This window comes from Amycolatopsis sp. (genome assembly GCF_035546795.1).
Lineage (GTDB): Bacteria > Actinomycetota > Actinomycetes > Mycobacteriales > Pseudonocardiaceae > Amycolatopsis_E.
In genome coordinates this window covers 23914-44670 of record NZ_DASZWC010000057.1, presented here as the reverse complement: position 1 = coordinate 44670, position 20757 = coordinate 23914, and the positions used below count along the sequence as shown (strand labels likewise).

The following is a 20757-nucleotide window of genomic DNA, read 5'->3' as shown; positions in this document are numbered from 1 at the left end:
GATCGGCGAGGTGGAGGTTGCCGTATCGCGAGGCGACGCGCAATGGGCTGATGAGCTCAGCCCGCCGGTCCGTCTACTGTGGACCGTCGGCATCCCGGTATGCCGGGCGACGCGAGCAACCGCTCGGCATCTTCCCGAGGTCCTCGAGCACGGACGTGGTGATCCGGCCGCCCGCGTTGCGGATGACCGGCGCGTCCCCCGGCCGGAGCCCGAAGAGGGCGGCGGGGTCGATCCGGTGGTCCCCGCCGGCCTCGAACTCGCCCGGAGCGGCGGGCCGGACGCCGTGGTGCTGCGCGAGGCAACCCGAGTCGTGGGCGTGGTGCCCAACGCCGCCGACCGCCACCTCGCCGACCGCACGAACTTCTCGCGGCAGTGTGCGCGGCGGCGACAGGCGAGCTCGCCGACCGGATGGCCGAGGGCGTGGCGAAGGTGCCCGGCGACTACTGGTCGCCGCCGGCGTGCTCGATCCGCGGCGCCGCCCCGGGATCGAGCACCCCATCTGGTCCACCGTGCACGGGAAGGCCGTCCTGTCCGGCCAGGGGCCGCTGCGCGACCTGCCCGACGCCGACCGCCGTCAGCCGGAGGCGCGCACGCTGACGACGATCGGCGAAACCGTGCGCCACCAGGAACACGGCCAGTTCGTCCACTGTGGACTATTGGCGCCCCGGAACTCCGTCACACCCCGGTGACCTGCGCGATGAATCCGTCGATGTCGAGCAGCCCGCTCTCCGTACCGAACGGCACCGCCCGCGCGCTCGCGTCCACGAAGTCCTCGACCTCTTCGCGGCCCAGTTCGACGATCGCGTACCCGTCCGGCGACTCCAGCTCGATGATCAGGACATCGTCCGCGAAGGCCAGGTCCGGGCGCACCCGCACGTCACCGAGCCCGGCGGGTTCGCTCAGTCCCTCGGCCAGCAGATCCCGCGCGAACGACCACTCGATCCACCGCCCCTGCTCGGCGCGGAAGGCCAGCGTGACCACGTAGGGATCGCTGGGGGTGTAGCACCAGCGTGCGAACACGGGGGTGCGGCAACCGTTGAGGGTCACGAACTGGTGCTGTTCCACGACGTCGGTGTGCACGGCCGTCCTCCTGGCTCGCGAGGCTGTACGTGGAATAGACGCCACAAGGACGCGGGCGTTACGCGAATCGGGGGTGATTTTTCGGCCGCGAGGACGTCTGTGCACCATATTGCCCGTGCCCCGAGACGACATCGCCGACGCCGAGACCGGCCCGATCCGCCGGATCCCCGCCGAACGGCCGCGCCAACGGGCCCTGCAACGGAAACCAGCCCCCACGAGGGCCGAGGCGCCGGCCGGGCACGGGCATGGCCACGGACACGGCCCCGCCGCGCCCGCGTCGCGGAAAGTACGGCTGCTGCTGATCTGGCTGCTCGGCCCGATCGCGCTGGCCACGGTGGTCGCGGCCTTCGTGCTCTACCCGTGGGGCCAGGCGAAACCCGCCACCGCCTACCAGCAGGGCACGCCAGCGCACGGCACCATCACCACCGCCGCCAGCGGCCCCTGCCTGGCGCCCGGCCAGGTGCAGGTCGGCAACGGGCAGCCGTCGGACACCAAACCCTGCCTGACCGTCGACGTCACGCTCACCGACGGCGCGGCGAGCGGCTCGGCCATCCGGCTCGTGGTGCCGATCGAGCCCAGCACCCCGCGGTTCAGCGCACAGGACAAGGTGGTGCTCGCCTACAACGGCGGGGACGCGAAGGACTCGGCGTCGTACCAGATCGTCGACTTCCAGCGCGGGCTCCCGCTGGCGCTGCTGGCCGCGCTGTTCGCGGTCGCCGTGGTCGTGCTCGGCCGCTGGCAGGGGCTGGCCGCGCTCGGCGCGCTGGTGCTCAGTTTCGTCGTGCTCGTGCTGTTCGTGCTGCCCGCGATCCTGGCCGGGGAGAACCCGCTCGTCGTGGCGATCGTGGGCGCCGGGCTGATCATGTTCGTCGCGCTGTATCTGACACACGGCGTATCGGCACGGACCTCGGTGGCCGTACTCGGCACAATGGTCAGCCTCGCGCTGATCGGGATCCTGTCCGCGATCTTCGCCGCCGCCGCGTCCCTGACCGGGCTCGACGACAGCACCTCCACCCTCATCGGCTCGCTCGGGCACGGGATCGACGGCCGTGGCCTGCTGCTCGCCGGGATCGTCATCGGCGCGCTCGGGGTGCTCGACGACGTCACGGTCACGCAGACCAGCTCGGTGTGGGAACTGCGCCGCGCCAACCCGGACCTCAACTGGCGTGAGCTCTACCGCGCGGGCCTGCGGATCGGGCGCGATCACGTCGGGTCCGCGGTCAACACTCTCGTCATGGCCTACGCCGGCGCGGCCCTGCCGGTGATGCTGTATTCGTCGATCTCCGGTGTCGGTCTCGGCGCGATCCTCGGCTCGCAGGACGTGGCCGAGGAGATCGTGCGCACCCTCGCCGGCAGCGTCGGGATCGTGGCGGCCGTTCCGGTCACGACGGTGCTCGCCGCGCTCATCGCCAGCCGCGAACAAGTCCTCCCGAGCCCCAGTCGTCACAGGAGTAAGCAGCAGTAACAGGCGCGGGCCCCGGTGCTGGTCTTCGCTGTCCCGGTGGGGTACGAAGGCCCGGCAAAGCGAAGGAGGGCCGCATGGATCTCGCACTGCCTCGACGCCTGACCCGCGTCGCGCTGAACGCCGTCCGGACCGTGCCACGGCTGGGCACGGTGCTCACCGAGCTGCGCGACGCCGCCCGGCAGATCGAACGGCTCGCGACCTTCGCCGCGCAGGAACTGCCCGAGGTGGTCTATCAGCTGGAGCTGATCCGCGGCCAGCTGGCCGCGATCGAACGACGGTTCCCGCCCGCGCGCTCAGTCGAGGCGGGCGACGAAGCGGCTGACGGCATCCATCGTGAAGCGCTGCGCGAAGCGGCCCGAGGGCGCCGCTGACGCGAGCCGGTACAACGGCCTGTCCGCCGCGCCGTCCCCGCGCGCCTCGGACTTGAGCTGGGCGACCAGCAGCTCGGAGAAGACCATGCCGTTGGCTTCGATGTTGTTCATCAGAGCGTTCGCCAGCCGCCGCAGCGCCAGCACGCCCAGCTCCCGGCCGCCCGTTCCCGCGTAGACGGCGAGGTCGATCTTCGCCGTCCTGCCGCGCTGGCGGGCATTGAGCAGCAGGCTCACCTTGCGCATCCCGCGCACGTCGGTGACGAGCAGGTCGATCCGGCTCGCCTGCACGATGTCCACCCGGCGGGTGCGCCAGGTGCACACGAGCACCGTGGTGCCCTCCAGCCACAGCCTGCGGCGCCCGTTCCACAGCACCAGGTACAACAGCGGCAGCGCGACCACCGCCGCGACGATCAGGCCGGCGAGCTCGCCGCCGAGCAGCCCGCCGATCCCGCCGAACGCGGCCGCGAACAACACCACCCCGCACAGCCCGGACACCAGCCGGCGCCGCCGCAGCCGCGGATCGTCCTGGTGCAACGGCAAACGCTCGGTGCCGCCCGCGCGGGTGGGCTCCTTGTTCCCGGGCTCGGTCACCGGGTCACCGCCAGGAACGGGTTGGTCTTGCGTTCGCGCCCGATGGTGCTCGGCTGCCCGTGCCCCGGCAGCACCACTGTCTCGTCCGGCAACGGCAACAGCTTGTCCCGTAAGGATTCCGCGAGCAGACCCTGATCGCCGCGGCCGACCGAACCGGCGAACAACGTGTCCCCGGTGAGCGCCAGCCTGCCACCCTCGGGCGTGCCGAGGCGCAGCACCACCGAGCCCGGGGTGTGCCCCGGCACCGGGTCGACAGTCAGCTCCAGCCCGGCGAAGATCCTTTTCCCGGCGGTCAGTGGCTCGGCCGGGATGTCCAGCATTTCGGCGTCTCCAGGGTGAATCCACATCGGAATGTCGTGCTCTCGCGCGAGTTCTCCCGCCGAGGCCACGTGATCGGGATGACCGTGGGTGGCCATGATCACTTCCGGGGTCAGGTCGTGTTCGGCGAGCGCTCGCCCGACCTGCCGGCCGGCGCCCTCGCCCGGATCCACCACAACGCATCCGCGCCCGGCGCCGGTCGCGAGGAGATAACAATTCGCTTTGAACGCGCCGGTCGCGAATCCGACGACGAGCACGAAACCCACCTCCCGTCAGTGCGTCGACCCACCCTAACCGGCCCTGTACGGGGTTCTCACAGGCTGTGCCCATAGACTGCCGCCACCCGATCGGTGACGTCGAAGAAATTCTGGAGGGCAGGTGGCGACCAACCAGCAGCGCCGTGAGGCAGCGAAGCGCAAACTCGAACGGCAGCTCGTGCGCCGTGCCGAGAAGGCGCGCCGCCGCCGCATCATCGGCGTGGGTGCGACCGTCGGCGTGGTCGTGGTGGTCGCCGGCCTGGTCGTGTTCCTCGTGACGCGGAACAACGGTGACTCGGGCACGGCGGCCTCGGCCACCAGCTCGCCGGAGAGCAGCTCGGTGAACATCCCGACGCAGCGGGTCACCGAAGCGGCGCGGCCCACTCCCCTGCCGAACCCGACGACGTGTAGCTACCCGGCATCCACCGATCAGCAGGGGAACAAGAAGGCCACCGCGCCCAGCGGGAAGAACATCCCCTCCACCGGAACGGTCAACGTCACACTGAAGACCACCGTCGGCGACATCCCGCTGACGCTGGACCGCGCGCTCGCCCCGTGCACCGTGAACAGCTTCGTAAGCCTGATCAACCAGGGCTTCTACACCGACACCTCGTGCCACCGGCTGGGCACCGAGGGCCTGCAGATGCTGCAGTGCGGGGACCCGACGGGCACCGGCATGGGCGGCCCCGGCTACACCATTCCGGACGAGAACTTCGCGCAGCTGACCTACGGCCGTGGCGTGCTGGCGATGGCCAAGACCTCGCAGCCCAACAGCGGCGGCAGCCAGTTCTTCATGGTCTACGGCGACGCGCAGCTCGACCCGGACTACACCGTGTTCGGCTCGATCTCCGACGCCGGGCTGCAGGTGCTGGACAAGGTCGCCCGGGACGGCGTCGACCCGGCTTCGGCGGCGCAGAGTCAGGACGGCACCGGGGCGCCGAAGACGCCGGTGAAGTTCACCGGGGCGACGATCGACGCCTGAGGTTTCCGGTTTTTTGGGGCTGGGCCCGGGGTCGTGGACTCCGGGCCCAGCTCTTTTCTTGCGCTGCGACTGCAAAGGACGCGCGGCGGTCGGGTGGGCGGGCGCGGCGCTCCCGGGCTAGCGGACCACTCGCAGTGCCGCGGGGGCGAACCCGTTGGCGAAGTTTTCCTCTACCTGGGCGGCTTCCTGCGCATCGGGCACCGCGTTCGTGCAGGACGTGCCGGGTCCGTGGCCGGACATCAGTTCCGAGCACGGGCCGTCGTAGTCGTCGGGCAGGCCCAGGTTGTGGCCGAGTTCGTGCGCGGCGATGCGGGTGACGGCGAAACCTTCGGCAACCTGTTGCTGGTCAAGGTAAATCTGCCCGGTGCCGTGGCCATCGGTGTTCGTGTACGAGCCCTGGCCGTCGTCGGTCTCGTGGAAGACAATCGTCGCCGACGAGCCGGCCACGAGTTTCACGTCGCTGACCGCGTCGTTCCAGTTCGCCGCCGCCTGGTCGATTTGCGCGACATAGTCCGCCGCGCCCGACGAGCTGTAGTAGAGCGTGGTCACGGCGGCCGCGTCTGCGGTTCGCCCGACCAGGAGTTGCGCGGTGAGCGGCGCGAGTGCCACCAGGGCAGCCGCCAGTACCCGCTTGCGAGTCATGCCCGTCCCCGTCCTTGCGTTGGTTAATTACCCGCAAGGTAGGCGCCTTCGCCGCAACCCCACTACCCACGAAAGTACCGAGTCGACTCCGTATAGGACGTTATACACGTGGCGGCCACCGCCGCGTCAGCGACGGTGGCCTCCACTGGGACCCACTTGAGTTGGGTCAGACGGTGAAACCGAGGGCGCGCAACTGTTCGCGGCCGTCCTCGGTGATTTTTTCCGGGCCCCACGGCGGCATCCACACCCAGTTGATGCGGAAGTCCTTGACCACACCGGCATTCCCGACGAGCACCGAGGCGGTCTGGTCCTCGATCACGTCGGTCAGCGGGCAGGCCGCCGAAGTCAGGGTCATGTCGATCGTCGCCGTGTTGTCGCCCTCGACGCGGATGTCGTACACCAGCCCGAGATCGACCACGTTGATACCGAGCTCCGGGTCGACCACGTCACGCATGGCCTCTTCGATGTCCTCGATCTTGGCCACGTCACCGGACGCCGGCTGCGCCTGCTCGGGCAGGTCGGCGGCGGTGCGGCCTTCGCGAGTCTGGGTCTCCTCGGTCATGCCGTCGCTCCTTCGGTGCCGATGCGGGACACCCGCACCCGGCCGGTCCTCTGCCGACGCGCTCCCGCGTCGCACTTACTCATGCGATGCCTCGGATTTCACCAAAGCGTCCTTGAAAGCCATCCAGCCCAGCAAAGCACACTTGACCCGCGCCGGGTACTTCGCGACACCGGCGAAGGCGATGCCGTCCTCCAGCACGTCCTCGTCCGGCTCCACCTGGCCCCGGCCCTGCATCAGCTCGACGAACGCGTCCATCGTCTTGAGCGCCTCGCCCACGGAGTGCCCGACCACGAGATCGGTCAGCACCGACGTGGAGGCCTGGCTGATCGAGCAGCCCTGCCCCTCGTACGAGATGTCGGCCACCTTCTCGCCGTCGAGCTTCAGCCGCAGCGTGACCTCGTCGCCGCAGGTCGGGTTGACCTGGAAAGACTCCGCGTCGTACGGGTCACGCAGGCCGCGGCCGTGCGGGTTCTTGTAGTGGTCCAGGATGATGTCCTGGTACATCGATTCCAGGTTCATCACGCGACTCCGAAGAACTTCTGGGCCTCACGCACCCCGTGCACGAGTGCGTCCACTTCGGACAGATCGTTGTACAGGTAGAACGTGGCCCGCACGGTGGCGGGCACCTTGCACACCCGGTGCAGCGGCCACGCGCAGTGGTGCCCGACCCGCACCGCGATGCCGAGGCTGTCGAGTACCTGCCCGGCGTCGTGCGGATGCACCCCGTCGACGACGAACGCGATCGTCGCACCGCGGTCGGCCGTGCTCGACGGGCCGATCAGCCGCACACCGTCGATTTCGGACAGACCGGCCAGCGCGGCCTCCGCGAGCGTGTGCTCGTGCGCGGCCACCCGGTCCATGCCGATCACGCTCAGGTAGTCCACGGCCGCGCCGAGGCCGACCGCCTGCGAAGTCATCGGCACCCCGGCCTCGAACTTCTGCGGCGGCGCGGCGAACGTGGTGCGCTCCAGCGTGACCAGCTCGATCATCGACCCGCCGGTCAGGAACGGCGGCATCGCCTCGAGCAGTTCCCTGCGCCCGTAGAGCACCCCGATCCCGGACGGCGCCAGCATCTTGTGCCCGGAGAACACCGCGAAGTCCACGCCGAGCGCGTGCAGGTTCACCGGGAAATGCGGCACCGACTGGCAGGCGTCGAGCAGCGTGAGCGCCCCGACCTCCTTGGCCCGCTTGACGATCGGCTCGACCGGGTTGATCGTGCCCAGCACGTTCGACTGGTGCACGAACGCCACGATCTTCGTGCGCTCGTTCACCAGTTCGTCCAAATTGGACAGATCGAGCCGGAAGTCGCCGGTGACGTCGAACCAGCGCAGTGTCGCGCCGGTGCGCTGGCACAGCTGCTGCCAGGGCACCAGGTTCGCGTGGTGCTCCATCGCGGTGATCACGATCTCGTCACCGGGGCCCACCCTGAACCGCTCGGCCTCCGGGCCGGCGGTGGCGGCGTTGCTCATCGCGTACGCGACGAGGTTGATGCCCTCGGTGGCGTTCTTGGTGAACACCAGCTCGTCGGCGTCGGCGCCGGCGAACTCAGCGGTGCGCTTCCTGGCGTACTCGTAGGCGTCGGTGGCTTCCTCGGCGAGCTGGTGCGCCCCGCGGTGCACCGCCGCGTTGGAGGTCTCCAGGAACCGCCGCTCGGCGTCGAGCACCTGCCGCGGCCGTTGCGAAGTCGCCCCGGAATCGAGGTACACCAAGGGTTTCCCGTCGCGAACGGTGCGCGAGAGGATGGGGAAGTCGGCGCGTATCGCGGCGACATCCAGCGATCTCGCCGTCGTGTTGGCGTCTGCACTCGTGGTCATCGCGCCAACTCCTTCCTGGTGTCAGTTCGGGAGAGCTGTTCAGACGGCGGCTGGCTCGGACTTCCCGGCGTACTTGACGTAGCCGTGCTCTTCGAGCTCGTCCGCCAGCTCCTTGCCACCGGACTCCACGATCCGCCCGTCGGCGAACACGTGCACGAAGTCCGGGGTGATGTGCCGCAGGATCCGGGTGTAGTGCGTGATCAGCATGACGCCGACCTCGCTGGAGGACTTGTACTCGTTGACACCCTCGGAGACGATCCGCAGCGCGTCCACGTCCAGGCCGGAGTCGGTCTCGTCCAGGATCGCGATCTTCGGCTTGAGCAGCGCCAGCTGCAGGATCTCGTGCCGCTTCTTCTCACCGCCGGAGAAGCCCTCGTTCACGCTGCGCTCGGCGAACTCGGGAGAGATCTCCAGCTTGGACATCTCTTCCTTGACTTCCTTGACCCAGTGCCGGACCTTCGGCGCCTCGCCGCGCACGGCCGTGGCCGCGGTGCGCAGGAAGTTCGACATCGACACGCCCGGCACCTCGACCGGGTACTGCATCGCCAGGAACAGCCCGGCACGAGCCCGCTCGTCCACGGTCATGTCGAGCACGTTCTCGCCGTCGAGCAGCACCTCGCCGGAGGTCACCTCGTACTTCGGGTGCCCGGCGATGGCGTAGGAGAGGGTCGACTTGCCGGAGCCGTTGGGGCCCATGATCGCGTGCGTCTCGCCCGGCTTGATCGTCAGGTTCACGCCCTTGAGGATCTCCTTGGCGCCCTCGTCGGTGGTGACGCCGGCGTGCAGATCCTTGATTTCCAGTGTGGCCATGAGGTTTCTTTCGTCTTTCGTGGTGGAGGAGTCAGCTGCCGACGGCTTCGAGTTCGGTCTCGATCGCGGCCTGAAGGCGCTCGCGCACCTCGGGGATGTCGATCTTCATCAGGATCTCGTGGAAGAACCCGCGGACCACCAGCCGCCGCGCGGACTCCTCTTCGATCCCGCGCGACTGCAGATAGAACAACTGCTCGTCGTCGAACCTTCCCGTGGCGCTGGCGTGCCCGGCCCCGACGATCTCGCCGGTCTCGATCTCCAGGTTCGGCACGGAGTCCGCCCGCGCACCCTCGGTCAGCACGAGGTTGCGGTTGAGCTCGTAGGTGTCGGTGCCCTCGGCCTCGGCCCGGATCAGCACGTCGCCGATCCACACCGAATGCGCGCCCTCGCCCTGCAGCGCGCCCTTGTACATCACGTTCGACTTGCAGTTGGGCACCGCGTGGTCGACGAACAGCCGGTGCTCCTGGTGCTGCCCCGCGTCGGCGAAGTACAGCCCCAGCATCTCCACGTCCCCGCCCCTTTCGGCGAAGGTCGCCGTCGGCGAGACGCGCACCAGGTCACCGCCGAGGGTGACCACGATGTGCTTGAGCGCCGCGTCCTTGCCCAGCTTCAGGTGCTGCTCGGAGACGTGCACCGCGTCGTCGGCCCAGTCCTGCACGCTGACCACGGTCAGCTTCGCGCCCTCGCCGATGACGAACTCGACGTTGTCCGCGTAGGTGCCCGAACCGGCGTGGTCGAGCACCACGGCCGCTTCGGCGTACGCCTCGGCGCGCACCTGCACGTGCCCGTAGGCGGTGCGGCCCACACCGGGGCCGGTCAGCCGCAGCAGGGTCGGCTTCGACGCGCGCGTCTCCTTCGGCACCGTGACGACGGTGGCCGAGGTGAACGACGAGTACGCCTGCGCCGCGATGCGGTCACTGGGCTCGCCCGCCGTGCCGAGCCGCCCGTCCTCGCGGCCGACTGTCTCGACCTTGACCTCCGGCGCGGCGTCGGTGTCGATCTTGACCTCGCCGTCGGCGACCGCGGATCCGTCGTGCAGCCCGCGCAGCCGCTTCATCGGGGTGAACCGCCAGTTCTCCTCGCGGCCGCCTGGCACCTCGAATGCCTCGACGTCGTACCCGGTGAAACGCTCCGCGCGGGAAGTAGCCGGGACGGTGACCTCCGCGGCTTCGGAGATGTTGTTGCTTGCCACCGTCATGTCAGCCGACGGCTCCTTCCATCTGCAGTTCGATCAGGCGGTTGAGCTCCAGCGCGTACTCCATCGGCAGCTCGCGCGCGATCGGCTCGACGAACCCGCGGACCACCATCGCCATCGCCTCGTCCTCGGTGAGGCCGCGCGACATCAGGTAGAACAGCTGGTCGTCGCTCACCTTGGAGACCGTGGCCTCGTGGCCCATCGACACGTCGTCGTTGCGGATGTCGACGTACGGGTACGTGTCCGAGCGGGAGATGTTGTCCACCAGCAACGCGTCGCACTTCACCGTCGACGCCGAGTGGTGCGCCCGCTTCGCGACCCGGACCAGGCCGCGGTAGGAGGTGCGGCCACCGCCGCGCGCCACCGACTTCGACACGATCGTCGAGGAGGTGTGCGGCGCCAGGTGCTCCATCTTCGCGCCGGCGTCCTGGTGCTGGCCCTCGCCCGCGAACGCCACCGAGAGCACCTCGCCCTTGGCGTGCTCGCCCATCAGGAAGACCGACGGGTACTTCATCGTCACCTTGGAGCCGATGTTCCCGTCGATCCACTCCATCGTCGCGCCCTCTTCGCACTTGGCGCGCTTGGTGACGAGGTTGTAGACGTTGTTCGACCAGTTCTGGATGGTCGTGTAGCGGCAGCGGCCGCCCTTCTTGACGATGATCTCCACGACCGCCGAGTGCAGCGAGTCCGACTTGTAGATCGGCGCCGTGCATCCTTCGACGTAGTGCACGTAGGCGTTCTCGTCGACGATGATCAGGGTCCGCTCGAACTGGCCCATGTTCTCGGTGTTGATCCGGAAGTAGGCCTGCAGCGGGATGTCCACGTGCACGCCCGGCGGCACGTAGATGAAGGAGCCACCGGACCACACGGCGGTGTTCAGCGCGGAGAACTTGTTGTCCCCGGCCGGGATCACCGAGCCGAAGTGCTCCCGGAAGATCTCCGGGTGCTCCTTGAGCGCGGTGTCGGTGTCCAGGAACAGCACGCCCTGCGCCTCCAGGTCCTCACGGATCTGGTGGTAGACGACCTCCGACTCGTACTGCGCGGCGACACCGGCGATCAGGCGCTGCTTCTCCGCCTCCGGGATGCCGAGTTTGTCGTAGGTGTTCTTGATGTCCTCCGGCAGGTCGTCCCAGGTCTCCGCCTGCTTCTCGGTGGAGCGCACGAAGTACTTGATGTTGTCGAAGTCGATGCCGGACAGGTCGGCACCCCAGTTCGGCATCGGCTTGCGCTCGAAGAGCTTCAGGGCCTTCAGGCGCGCGTCGCGCATCCACTCGGGCTCGGACTTCTTCGAAGAGATGTCGGTGACGACCTCCTCGTTGAGCCCGCGCCTGGCGCTGGCACCCGCGGCGTCCGAGTCGGCCCAGCCGAAGGCGTAGTTGCCCAGGGAGTCGATCGTCTGCTCCTGGGTCAGGGGCGCGGTGGCGGGATTGCGCTGCTCGGCAGCGGCAGTCATGCGCTTCCTCCATCCGGAGTTCGTGCTCGTTGTCCCTGCGGGCTTTCCGCCGGGACGTGTGTCGTGCACACGGAGTCACCGCGTGCGATGGTGGCCAGGCGCTGCACGTGAGTCCCGAGCAGCCTGGCGAATGCCTCGGTCTCCGCCTCGCACAGCTGCGGGAACTCAGCTGCGACATGGGCGACCGGGCAGTGGTGCTGGCAGAGCTGTTCACCGCTGCCGACCTGGCGGGCCGACGCAGCGTAACCCTCCCTGGTCAGCGCCGTGGCGAGGGCCTCGGCGCGCCGGGCGGGATCGCCCGGCTCGGTGACCGCGGCCTCGTGCGGCTGGACCAGTGAGGCGACCCGGGCCTCGGCGAAGGCGCGGACCGCGTCCTCGCCCGCGTGCTCGGCGAGGAACCGGATCGCCGACACGGCCAGGTCGTCATAGGCGTGCCCGAACCTCGCCCGTCCCGCTTCGGTGAGCAGGAAGAGCTTGGCCGGACGGCCACGCCCGCGCGGGCCGCGCCGGGGCGCGTCCCTGGTCTCGGCCTCGCCGTCGGCCAGCAGCGCGTCGAGATGCCGCCGTACCGCCGTCGGGCTGATGCCCATCCGGTCCGCGACCACCACGGCGGTCATCGGGCCGTCCTCCAGCAGGAGACGGGCCACTTCGTGCCTGGTCCGTCCCTCCGGAGACAACGCCGTCGCCTGCGCGGGCACGGCGGAATCCCGGTTCGCGGGCTCGCCGTTCTTTTTCACAACATAAGTGTGTCGTATTTCCGGCCGGAGGGCAAAGACAGATCAATCCGCAGTGACCGGAGTCACGCGACCAGCACTCGATCGGTCCCATCGCCTCCCTTAACAGAGCCTCTTCCCGGCGCCGATAGGGCCGGCCACTTCCCCGCCACCACCCTCAACGGAGCCGCTTTGCGGCGCCGATACTCTTTATGCGTGGTAGTCAGCGACCCCGACACCGGGCAGGGTGTGTCCGCCTCCCCGGTGCGGCCTCCGGACGCCGGCCCACTCGAACCCGGGGAACTGCGCGCGCTCGACATCGTGCGCAGGCTCGGCACAATCGGCGCGCTGTTCCTGGCGCTGGGCTCGCTCGGCGCGGGCGCCGCCCCGGTGCTCAACCCGGTGCAGAACATCCCCGTGCTGCGGCTGTTCGCCCGCATTCCGACGGTCTCGCTGGCGATGGCGTTCACCGGCATGGGGCTGCTCGTCATCAGCTGGCTGATGCTCGGGCGCTTCGCCCGGCCAGGGCGCGCGCGCCTGCTCAGCCGCGCGCAGCTGACCCGCACGCTCGTGATGTGGCTGACGCCGCTGATGTTCATCCCGCCGCTGTTCTCCCGCGACGTCTACAGCTACCTCGCGCAGAGCGAGATCGTGCACCGCGGGATGGACCCGTACGCGCTGGGCCCGGCGCAGGCCCTCGGCGTCGGCGACCCGCTGACCAGCGGCGTGTCGAACATGTGGCGCGAGACCCCGGCGCCGTACGGGCCGCTGTTCCTCAAGCTCGGCAGCTGGATCTCCGGCATCGTCGGGGACAACATCGTGGCCGGGGTGCTGCTGCAGCGCGCGCTGGCGCTCGTCGGTGTGGTGCTGATCATCTGGGCACTGCCCCGGCTGGCCCGCCGCTTCGGCGTCGAGCCCGCCACCGCCTTGTGGCTCGGCGCGGCGAACCCGCTGGTGCTGTTCCACCTCGTCGCCGGTGCGCACAACGAAGCGCTCGGCATCGGGCTCATGGTCGCCGGGCTCGAAATCGGCATCCGGCGGCTGCCGGTGCGGGTGGCCGGGGATTCGCCGCCGCCACTGGCACGCGGCGAGATCCTGTTCATCGTGCTCGGCGCGGTGGTCATCACCCTGGGCGCCGCGGTGAAGATCAACGCGATGATCGCGCTGGGTTTCTTCGGTGTGATGATCGCCCGCCGCTGGCACGGCCGGATCTCCGACCTGCTCAAGGCGGCCGCGCTGATGGCGGCCGTGTTCGGCGTGGTCATCGTGGCGCTGTGTTACGGCACCGGGCTCGGCTTCGGCTGGGTCGGCGCGCTGGGCACGCCGGGGATGGTGCGCAGCTGGATCTCTCCCACGGCGGAGCTGGCCAACCTCGGCGGTGTGCTGGGCATCGCGCTCGGGCTGGGCAACCACACCGACGCACTGGTGTCGATCGTGCAAACAGCGGGGACCGTGGTGGCCGGGCTCATCACCGCCAAGTTCCTCTGGGACAGCTTCCGCTGGCGGTACCGGCCGATCATCGGGCTGGGCGTCTCGCTGGGCGCGTTCATGATGCTGCACGTGGCGATGCAGCCGTGGTGGCTGCTGTGGGCCGTGATCCCGCTCGCCGCGGCCGCGGGCACCTCGCGCTTCCGCGTCGCGGCAACGATCGTGAGCGCCGTCGTGGCCTTCCTCGTCGCCCCGCCGGGCAGCAGCTTCGACGGCCGCGCCTACGTTCCCCTGCAGGCGTATCTGGCCGCTTTCGTGGTCGTCGCGATCGCCCTGCTCGTGGTCCGGCGCGCGGCGCCGATGCTGCTGAAGCGGGAGGCCAAGAGTGCGGTCTGACGCGGGGTCGTAGGCTTGACAGTCGTGAGCACACCTGCCGTCGAGATCACCGGGCTGGTGAAACGGTACGGCCCGAAGACCGCCGTCGACGGCCTCGAGCTGAAAATGCACCGCGGCCGCCTGCTCGCCCTGCTCGGCCCCAACGGCGCCGGCAAGACCACCACGGTCGAGATCTGCGAAGGCTTCCTGCGCCCGGATTCGGGTTCGGTGCGCGTCCTCGGGCTGGACCCGGCGCGCGAAGGCGCGAAGCTGCGGCCCCGCATCGGCGTGATGCCCCAGGGCGGCGGCGCGTACCCGGGCGTGCGGGCCGGCGAAATGCTCGGCCTCGTCGCGTCCTGCGCCGCCGAGCCGCTGGATCCCGCGTGGCTACTGGAAATCCTGGGCCTCGCCGCCGTGCACCGCACCCCGTTCAAGCGGCTCTCCGGCGGCCAGCAGCAGCGCCTTTCCCTGGCCTGCGCCCTGGTCGGCCGCCCCGAGCTGGTGTTTTTGGACGAGCCGACGGCGGGCATGGACCCGCAGGCCCGGCGCCTGGTCTGGGACCTGCTGGGCGCGCTGCGCGCGGACGGGGTGAGCGTGCTGCTGACCACACACCTGATGGAAGAAGCCGAGGCGCTGGCCGACGACGTGGTGATCGTCGACCACGGCCAGGTCATCGCCGAAGGCACGCCGAGCGCGCTGACGGCCGAAGACGGTGACGCGGCGCAGCTGCGGTTCAAGGCGCGCGCGGGCCTGGACACCGTGCTGCTGGCCGCCGCGCTGCCCGAGGGTTACCACGTGCAGGAGGCCTCGCCGGGCAGCTACCGGGTGCTGGGCCACGTCGACCCGCAGGTGGTTTCCACCGTCACGTCGTGGTGCGCGCAGCAGGGCGTGCTGGCCGAGGAGCTGCATGTGGGGAAGCGGGATCTGGAAGAGGTCTTCCTGGAGCTGACCGGACGGGAGCTGCGGTCGTGACGACGTTCGCCCCCGGGACCTTCACTCCGAAGCCCGCCGCCGGCCGCCGTGGCCGGATGTTGCTGACGCACGCCAAGGTCGAGACGAGCCTCACGCTGCGCCACGGCGAGCAGATCCTGCTCACCCTGCTCATCCCGCTGGCGCTGCTGATCGGGCTGACCCTGCTGGACATCGTACCCACCGGCGACCTCGGCCCGGTGTCCAAAGTGGACTGGGTGACCCCGCGGATCTTCGCGCTGGCGGTGATGTCCTCGGCCTTCACCGGGCAGGCCATCGCGCTCGGCTTCGACCGGCGCTACGGGGTGCTGAAACGGCTTTCGGCCACCGCGCTGCCGCGCTGGCTGCTGGTGGCGGGCCGGATCGTGGCCGCGCTGGTGGTGGTGCTGCTGCAGGTGGTGGTACTCGGCATCGTGGCGGCGATCCTCGGCTGGTCGCCTTCGCCCGCCGGAGTCGCCGAGGCGGTACTGCTGCTGGTGCTCGGCACGCTGAGCTTCGGCGCGCTCGGCGTGCTGCTCGGTGGCTCACTGCGCGCGGAAGCCGTGCTCGCGCTGGCGAACATCGTGTGGTTCGTGCTGCTGCTCGCGGGCGGGATTCTGCTTGCCCCGTCGGCACTTCCGTCGGCCGCCGCGACGATCGTGGAGCTGCTGCCCTCGGGCGCGCTGGCCGAAGGGCTGCGGCAGGCACTGGTCGACGGCACGCTGGCGTGGGAGCCGGTGGTGGTCCTGATCGGCTGGGGTGTGGTGGCCGGCGCCATCGCCACCCGCACCACCCGGCTGACCTGACTTCACGGCAATCCGGCAGCGAACGCCCCTGCAACCCGTGCCCCCGCCCTTCGCACCCGGCCGACCGCTCCGAGAACCGGCGGGAATATCCTGGCAGCCGTGTTCCTGAACTCGCTCGTCGCCCGGTTGCCCCTCCCGTCCCGCGCGGTGCGGAAGGGCGTCGGCATCGCGGCAGTGGTGGCGCAGGCCGGCATCGGCGTGACCGGTTCGATCGTGCGCGTCACCGGCTCCGGGCTCGGCTGCCAGACCTGGCCCGAATGCCAGCCCGGCAGCATGGTGCCCGTCCAGCATTCCGAGTACCACCAGTTCACCCAGTGGATCGAGTTCAGCAACCGGATGCTGACCGGCCTGGTCATCGCGGTCGCGGCGATCGCGGTCATCACCGCCTGGCGGGTCAAGCTGGACCAGCCGCAGCGGCGACGGCTGCTCGCGCTGGCCTGGACGATGCCCGGCGGGGTCGTGCTGCAGGCCGTGGTCGGCGGGATGACCGTGCTGGCGAAGCTCGAATGGTGGACGGTCGCGATCCACTTCCTCGTCTCCACTCCCCTGGTCTGGTTCGCCGTGCTGCTCCTGCACGCGTTCTTCGAAGGCGACGAGCCGGTGCGCTGGCTGGTCCCGCCGGTGGCGCGCAAACTGCTCGTCGTGCTGGTGGTGGCGATGTGGGCGGTCCTGATCGCGGGCACCACCGTCACCGGAGCGGGCCCGCACGGCGGTGACCCGGAAACCCACCGGCTGGACGCGCCGATCCAGGTACTCGCCACGATCCACGGCGGGCTCCTCGTCTGCTACCTGCTCGTTCTCGCGATGTTCGGGCTGGCGTTGTTGCGCGGGAGCGCGACGAAGCGCCTCTGGCAGCGCTACACCGTCGTCTGGGTGGTAACGCTCGCGCAGGGCGTGCTCGGCTCCGTGCAGTACGCCCTCGGCGTGCCGGAGGCGCTGGTTTCCTTGCACGTGCTGGGTTCCGCGCTAGTCATCATCGCGACGGCCGCGCTGTGGTGCGCGGCGCGGGACAGGGGCGTGCCCGCGCGGCCGGGCGTGGCAGAGCGTGAGCTCACCGCCGCTTGAGCAGACCCTGCGGTTCGCGAGCGGTCATACTGCGCGTAACGCGGTGTCGGCGTGCGCGCCAGACCGGGGCATTACGCTACTGCCAGGCCAGGGCGGAAATGTCCGTTTCCCGATTGCGAGCCGGAGTGAGGTACAACCCGCATGAGCAGCACCGACGTCCGCACCGGCGCCAAACCACTGGTGTCCCACAGCCGGTCGACCGGTCAGATGATCGTCCTGAAAGCATTCCTGCTGATCCCGTTCGCGGCGCTGGTCCTCGCGCTGCCACTGGCCTGGGGCTGGGGCCTGAACTGGCTCGACCTCGTGCTGGCGGCGGTGTTCTACGTGGTGGCCACGCTCGGCGTGACGGTGGGCTACCACCGCTACTTCACGCACGGCTCGTTCAAGACGGGCCGGGTACTGCGGGTGGCGCTGGCCATCGCGGGCAGCATGGCCGTCCAGGGTTCGGTGATCTTCTGGGTCGCCAGCCACCGCAGGCATCACGCGTTCGCCGACCGCGACGGCGACCCGCACTCCCCCTGGCTGTTCGGCAGCTCGCCGATGGCGCTGGCGCGCGGGTTCTGGCACGCGCACATGGGCTGGATGTTCCAGCGTGAGGTGACCAACTACGACCGGTTCGCCCCGGACCTGGTGGCCGACGGCGACCTGCGCGTGGTGAACCGCTTCTTCTGGCTGTGGATCACCCTCAGCCTCGGGCTGCCCGCGCTGCTCGGCGGGCTGCTGAGCTGGTCGTGGTGGGGCGCGGTGACCGCGTTCTTCTGGGCCGGGCTGGTGCGCATCGCGTTCCTGCACCACGTGACGTGGTCGGTGAACTCGATCTGCCACATGGTCGGCGACCGCCCGTTCGCCAGCCGGGACAAGGCCTCGAACTTCTGGCCGCTGGCGATCCTGTCGATGGGCGAGTCCTGGCACAACTCGCACCACGCCGACCCCACCTGTGCGCGGCACGGCGTGCTGCGCGGGCAGCTGGACGTCTCGGCGCGGGTGATCTGGCTGTTCGAGAAGTTCCGCTGGGCCCGCGACGTGCGGTGGCCGCGGGCCGAGCGGCTGGCCGCCAAGCGGATCAGGCAACCCGCCTGAGCCTCAGCGCCGTCCGCGCGGGCCCGCCATCCGGTGCCGGTGCGCGGCGCCGATCTTGGTGGCGCCGACGGTCTCGGCGTCCCACTCGGCAGGCTCGAGGTCCTCGGTCGCCTCGACCAGGGCTTCGCCGGTCGCGGGTGCGGGCACAATCACGTCGCCGAGCGCGCCGTCCGCCCCGATGAGCACCACGCGGGCGCCGATCCGGCCGATGTTCTCCACGACCGCTTTCGACGGTTTGCCGTGCTCGGCAACGAACCTGCGGGCGGCGCCGAGCTGCTTGGCGGTCGGCGCTTCGGTCTTTTCGGTCTCTTCAGCCACCTCTGCATCCTACTGTGCCGATGGTTACCGACTCCGACCTCAGTCACGGCGGAATCGGCCGCACACCAGGCGGCCGCCGGTTCGTGTCCGCCTACTTCAGGGTCGGATCGGTAACAGGCGTCCCGCGCGGCGCAGTGTGAGACTGGGAACGGTCGAGAACGTCCGAGAACAAGGAGGAACCATGTCCACGGCTGTGCAGATCCGCCGTACCGGAGGCCCCGAGGTGCTGGAGGTCGGCGAGGTCGAGCCCGGCGATCCGGGGCCGGGGGAGCTCCTGGTCGACGTGGCCGCGGCCGGGGTGAACTACATCGACACCTATCACCGCAGCGGGCTGTACAAACTGGACCTCCCGGTCACCCTCGGCATGGAGGGCGCGGGCACGGTGGCCGCGGCCGGTTCCGGCGTGACGGGCTTCAAGGTCGGTGACCGGGTGGCGTGGCAGGGGCAGCTCGGCGCGTACGCGCAGCAGGCGAAGATCAACGCCAAGATCGCGGTGCACGTACCCGAAGGCGTATCGGACGAGACCGCCGCGGCGACCATGCTGCAGGGCGTCACCGCGCATTACCTGGTGCGGTCCACTTACGAGGTGCAGGAAGGCGATTCGATCCTGGTGCACGCCGCGGCCGGCGGCGTAGGCCTGCTCCTGGTGCAGCTGGCGAAGGCCCGCGGCGCGCGGGTGATCGGCACCGTTTCCACCGAGGAGAAGGAAAAACTGGCCCGCGAGGCAGGCGCGGACGAGGTGATCCGCTACGACAAGGTGGATTTCGCCGAGGAGACGAGGAAACTGACCGGCGGCGAGGGTGTCGCCGCGGTTTACGACGGGGTCGGCAAGACCACTTTCGACGGCAGCCTCGCGAGCCTGCGGGTGCGCGGGGTGCTGGCCCTGTTCGGCGCCGCCAGCGGCCCGGTCCCGCCGGTCGACCCGCAGCGCCTCAACGCCGGCGGATCCCTTTACCTGACGCGGCCCACGAGCGCCCACTACGTCCGTACCCGTGAGGAGCTGGAGTGGCGCGCGGAGGAACTGTTCCAGGCTGTCACCTCGGGTTCCCTCAACGTGCGGATCGGCCACCGTTATCCCCTCGCCGAAGCACGCCAGGCGCATGAGGACCTCGAAGGCCGCCGCACGACGGGAAAGCTGATCCTGCAGCCCTGATCCCATTCGCCGCATGAAATTGAGCACGTGGGCAGGCGTGAGCGGGCGGTGGACGTCGGATTCGCCGACGCGGTGTTGCGGCCGCGCGGGTTCGAGGAGATCGACCGGCGGGCGCGGCGCGGCCACGAACGTTTCAAACGCCCGACCGGCTGGGCGAGGTCGTGAAGTTCGGCTGGTACCTGCTCAGGGAAGACGGCGAGGCGGTGTCGTGCGGACTGGAGGTCCTGGTGCTCGGCGGGCACGGCCGGATCGCCGCCGACCACGAGTTCTTCGGGAACCGAAAAGGGACAGCCGGCCCAGGCGGGCCGACTGTCCCTTTCGGACACTCAGACGCTGATGGCGGCCCGGATGGTCTCCTTCAGTGAGCCGGTCGTGGCGATCACCGCGGTGGGCTCGTAACCGCAGTGGGCCATGCAGTTCGCGCAGCGGGGGTCCTTGCCGCGGCCGAACTTGTCCCAGTCGGTCTCCTCGATCAGCTCGCGCCAGGTCTTGGCGTAGCCGTCGTCGAGCAGGTAGCACGGCCGCTGCCAGCCCAGCAGCGAGTACGACGGGATGCCCCACGGCGTGCATTCCAGATCCCGCTTGCCCTCGATGAAGTCGAGGAACACCGGCGAGTGGTTCAGCCGCCACTTCTTCCGGCGCCCGTCGGCGAACGCCTTCGAGAACAGCTCACGGCTCTGCTGCACACCGAGGAAGTTCTCCTGGTCCGGCGCCTTTTCGTAGGCGTAGCCCGGCGAAAGCTGCATGTTGTCCACGCCCACCTCGTCGTTGAGGTAGTCGAGCACGTCGATCACGTCCTGCGGGCTGTCGGTGTTGAAGAACGTGGTGTTCGTCATCACCTTGAAACCCTTGGACTGCGCCAGCCGGATCGCGTCGACGGCGGCCTGGAAACCGCCCTCCTTGCGGACCGAGGCGTCGTGCTTCTCCTCCAGCCCGTCGATGTGCACCATCCACGTGAAGTTCGGGTGCGGCTTGAACTTGTGGATGTGCTTGGGCAGCAGCAGCGCGTTCGTGCACAGGAACACGATCTTGTTGCGCTCGAGCAGGATCCGGGTGATCTCGTCGATCTGCGGGTGCATCAGCGGCTCACCGCCGGCGATGGACACCATCGGGGCGCCGCTCTCCTCGACCGCGCCGACCGCCTGCTGCACCGGCATCCGCTGCTTCAGCAGATGCGCCGGCTGCTGGATCTTGCCGCAGCCACCGCATTTGAGGTTGCACGCGAACAATGGCTCCAGCTCCACCAGTATCGCGTACTTCTCCTTGCGTAACAGCTTCTGCTTGGCCAGGAACATCCCCAGCCGGATGGACTGCCGTAACGGCATACCCAT

Annotated in this window: 25 protein-coding genes; 10 read left to right on the top strand and 15 right to left on the bottom strand. The window is 69.6% G+C overall.

The window, feature by feature from the left end:
* Positions 1-73: 73 nt before the first annotated feature.
* From VHD82_RS29450 to VHD82_RS29440, 3 genes are all read right to left on the bottom strand, one after another.
* Entirely contained in the window at positions 74-343 is a 270-nt protein-coding gene (locus tag VHD82_RS29450; RefSeq protein WP_325711287.1) for a hypothetical protein, read from the bottom strand.
* Positions 344-440: 97 nt separating this feature from the next.
* The gene (locus VHD82_RS29445) at positions 441-647 is read right to left on the bottom strand and encodes a hypothetical protein (RefSeq protein ID WP_325711284.1); all 207 of its coding nucleotides are present in this window, start codon (positions 645-647) and stop codon (positions 441-443) included.
* A gap of 28 nt (positions 648-675) precedes the next feature.
* On the bottom strand, positions 676-1080 hold the full coding sequence (locus VHD82_RS29440) for an SsgA family sporulation/cell division regulator (protein WP_325711281.1): 405 nt from the start codon (positions 1078-1080) through the stop codon (positions 676-678).
* 115 nt (positions 1081-1195) lie between these two features.
* Here VHD82_RS29440 and VHD82_RS29435 point away from each other — a divergent pair, with 115 nt between their 5' ends.
* Complete coding sequence (locus tag VHD82_RS29435; RefSeq protein WP_325711278.1) at positions 1196-2545, top strand: YibE/F family protein; 1350 nt, start codon at positions 1196-1198, stop codon at positions 2543-2545.
* Between the two features lie 74 nt (positions 2546-2619).
* Complete coding sequence (locus VHD82_RS29430; protein WP_325711275.1) at positions 2620-2916, top strand: hypothetical protein; 297 nt, start codon at positions 2620-2622, stop codon at positions 2914-2916.
* Here the strand turns inward: VHD82_RS29430 and VHD82_RS29425 are convergent.
* Complete coding sequence (locus tag VHD82_RS29425) at positions 2839-3507, bottom strand: hypothetical protein (protein ID WP_325711273.1); 669 nt, start codon at positions 3505-3507, stop codon at positions 2839-2841. The genes VHD82_RS29430 and VHD82_RS29425 overlap by 78 nt on opposite strands.
* Positions 3504-4082: an MBL fold metallo-hydrolase gene (locus tag VHD82_RS29420; protein ID WP_325711271.1), complete on the bottom strand. Its 579-nt coding sequence runs from the start codon at positions 4080-4082 to the stop codon at positions 3504-3506. Before VHD82_RS29420 ends, VHD82_RS29425 begins: the two co-directional genes overlap by 4 nt.
* Positions 4083-4203: 121 nt before the next feature.
* Between VHD82_RS29420 and VHD82_RS29415 the strand changes: the two genes are divergently transcribed.
* Positions 4204-5064 (top strand): peptidylprolyl isomerase, encoded by an 861-nt coding sequence (locus tag VHD82_RS29415; RefSeq protein ID WP_325711268.1) that lies wholly within the window; start codon positions 4204-4206, stop codon positions 5062-5064.
* A gap of 117 nt (positions 5065-5181) precedes the next feature.
* Here the strand turns inward: VHD82_RS29415 and VHD82_RS29410 are convergent, their stop codons facing one another.
* The 8 genes from VHD82_RS29410 to VHD82_RS29375 all read right to left on the bottom strand — a co-directional run bounded on the left by VHD82_RS29410 (position 5182) and on the right by VHD82_RS29375 (position 12277).
* Positions 5182-5706, bottom strand: a complete 525-nt coding sequence (locus tag VHD82_RS29410) for a snapalysin family zinc-dependent metalloprotease (RefSeq protein WP_325711265.1) — start codon at positions 5704-5706, stop codon at positions 5182-5184.
* A 166-nt stretch (positions 5707-5872) separates the two neighbouring features.
* Positions 5873-6268, bottom strand: coding sequence for a metal-sulfur cluster assembly factor (locus VHD82_RS29405; RefSeq protein ID WP_325711262.1), 396 nt, complete (start codon positions 6266-6268; stop codon positions 5873-5875).
* 75 nt (positions 6269-6343) lie between these two features.
* Positions 6344-6787, bottom strand: a complete 444-nt coding sequence (sufU, locus tag VHD82_RS29400) for a Fe-S cluster assembly sulfur transfer protein SufU (protein WP_325711259.1) — start codon at positions 6785-6787, stop codon at positions 6344-6346.
* The gene (locus VHD82_RS29395) at positions 6787-8082 is read right to left on the bottom strand and encodes a cysteine desulfurase (protein WP_325711256.1); all 1296 of its coding nucleotides are present in this window, start codon (positions 8080-8082) and stop codon (positions 6787-6789) included. Before VHD82_RS29395 ends, sufU begins: the two co-directional genes overlap by 1 nt.
* A gap of 39 nt (positions 8083-8121) precedes the next feature.
* Positions 8122-8892 carry a Fe-S cluster assembly ATPase SufC gene (sufC, locus tag VHD82_RS29390; RefSeq protein WP_325711253.1) on the bottom strand — a complete coding sequence of 257 codons (771 nt, stop codon included), beginning with the start codon at positions 8890-8892 and terminating at the stop codon, positions 8122-8124.
* Positions 8893-8923: 31 nt separating this feature from the next.
* Entirely contained in the window at positions 8924-10090 is a 1167-nt protein-coding gene (gene sufD, locus VHD82_RS29385; protein ID WP_325711250.1) for a Fe-S cluster assembly protein SufD, read from the bottom strand.
* A 1-nt stretch (position 10091) separates the two neighbouring features.
* Positions 10092-11540: a Fe-S cluster assembly protein SufB gene (gene sufB / locus VHD82_RS29380; RefSeq protein ID WP_325711247.1), complete on the bottom strand. Its 1449-nt coding sequence runs from the start codon at positions 11538-11540 to the stop codon at positions 10092-10094.
* A complete protein-coding gene (locus VHD82_RS29375; protein WP_325711244.1) occupies positions 11537-12277 on the bottom strand; it encodes a metalloregulator ArsR/SmtB family transcription factor in 741 nt (246 codons plus the stop codon). Before VHD82_RS29375 ends, sufB begins: the two co-directional genes overlap by 4 nt.
* A gap of 192 nt (positions 12278-12469) precedes the next feature.
* Here VHD82_RS29375 and mptB point away from each other — a divergent pair, with 192 nt between their 5' ends.
* The 5 genes from mptB to VHD82_RS29350 all read left to right on the top strand — a co-directional run bounded on the left by mptB (position 12470) and on the right by VHD82_RS29350 (position 17955).
* Positions 12470-14077 (top strand): polyprenol phosphomannose-dependent alpha 1,6 mannosyltransferase MptB, encoded by a 1608-nt coding sequence (gene mptB, locus VHD82_RS29370; protein WP_325711241.1) that lies wholly within the window; start codon positions 12470-12472, stop codon positions 14075-14077.
* Between the two features lie 24 nt (positions 14078-14101).
* Positions 14102-15028: an ABC transporter ATP-binding protein gene (locus tag VHD82_RS29365; protein WP_325711238.1), complete on the top strand. Its 927-nt coding sequence runs from the start codon at positions 14102-14104 to the stop codon at positions 15026-15028.
* A gap of 56 nt (positions 15029-15084) precedes the next feature.
* Positions 15085-15810 carry an ABC transporter permease gene (locus tag VHD82_RS29360; protein WP_325711524.1) on the top strand — a complete coding sequence of 242 codons (726 nt, stop codon included), beginning with the start codon at positions 15085-15087 and terminating at the stop codon, positions 15808-15810.
* A 99-nt stretch (positions 15811-15909) separates the two neighbouring features.
* Entirely contained in the window at positions 15910-16875 is a 966-nt protein-coding gene (locus VHD82_RS29355; RefSeq protein ID WP_325711235.1) for a COX15/CtaA family protein, read from the top strand.
* A gap of 141 nt (positions 16876-17016) precedes the next feature.
* Positions 17017-17955 carry an acyl-CoA desaturase gene (locus VHD82_RS29350; protein ID WP_325711232.1) on the top strand — a complete coding sequence of 313 codons (939 nt, stop codon included), beginning with the start codon at positions 17017-17019 and terminating at the stop codon, positions 17953-17955.
* A gap of 3 nt (positions 17956-17958) precedes the next feature.
* On the opposite strand, the gene VHD82_RS29345 is transcribed toward VHD82_RS29350, so the two are convergent.
* On the bottom strand, positions 17959-18273 hold the full coding sequence (locus VHD82_RS29345) for a hypothetical protein (RefSeq protein WP_325711228.1): 315 nt from the start codon (positions 18271-18273) through the stop codon (positions 17959-17961).
* A gap of 181 nt (positions 18274-18454) precedes the next feature.
* Here VHD82_RS29345 and VHD82_RS29340 point away from each other — a divergent pair, with 181 nt between their 5' ends.
* Together VHD82_RS29340 and VHD82_RS29335 are read left to right on the top strand one after the other, a co-directional pair.
* Positions 18455-19426: a quinone oxidoreductase gene (locus VHD82_RS29340; RefSeq protein WP_325711224.1), complete on the top strand. Its 972-nt coding sequence runs from the start codon at positions 18455-18457 to the stop codon at positions 19424-19426.
* A 27-nt stretch (positions 19427-19453) separates the two neighbouring features.
* Positions 19454-19591 carry a hypothetical protein gene (locus VHD82_RS29335; RefSeq protein ID WP_325711221.1) on the top strand — a complete coding sequence of 46 codons (138 nt, stop codon included), beginning with the start codon at positions 19454-19456 and terminating at the stop codon, positions 19589-19591.
* A 161-nt stretch (positions 19592-19752) separates the two neighbouring features.
* Here VHD82_RS29335 and hpnH read toward each other — a convergent pair whose 3' ends face one another.
* A complete protein-coding gene (gene hpnH / locus VHD82_RS29330; protein WP_325711218.1) occupies positions 19753-20757 on the bottom strand; it encodes an adenosyl-hopene transferase HpnH in 1005 nt (334 codons plus the stop codon).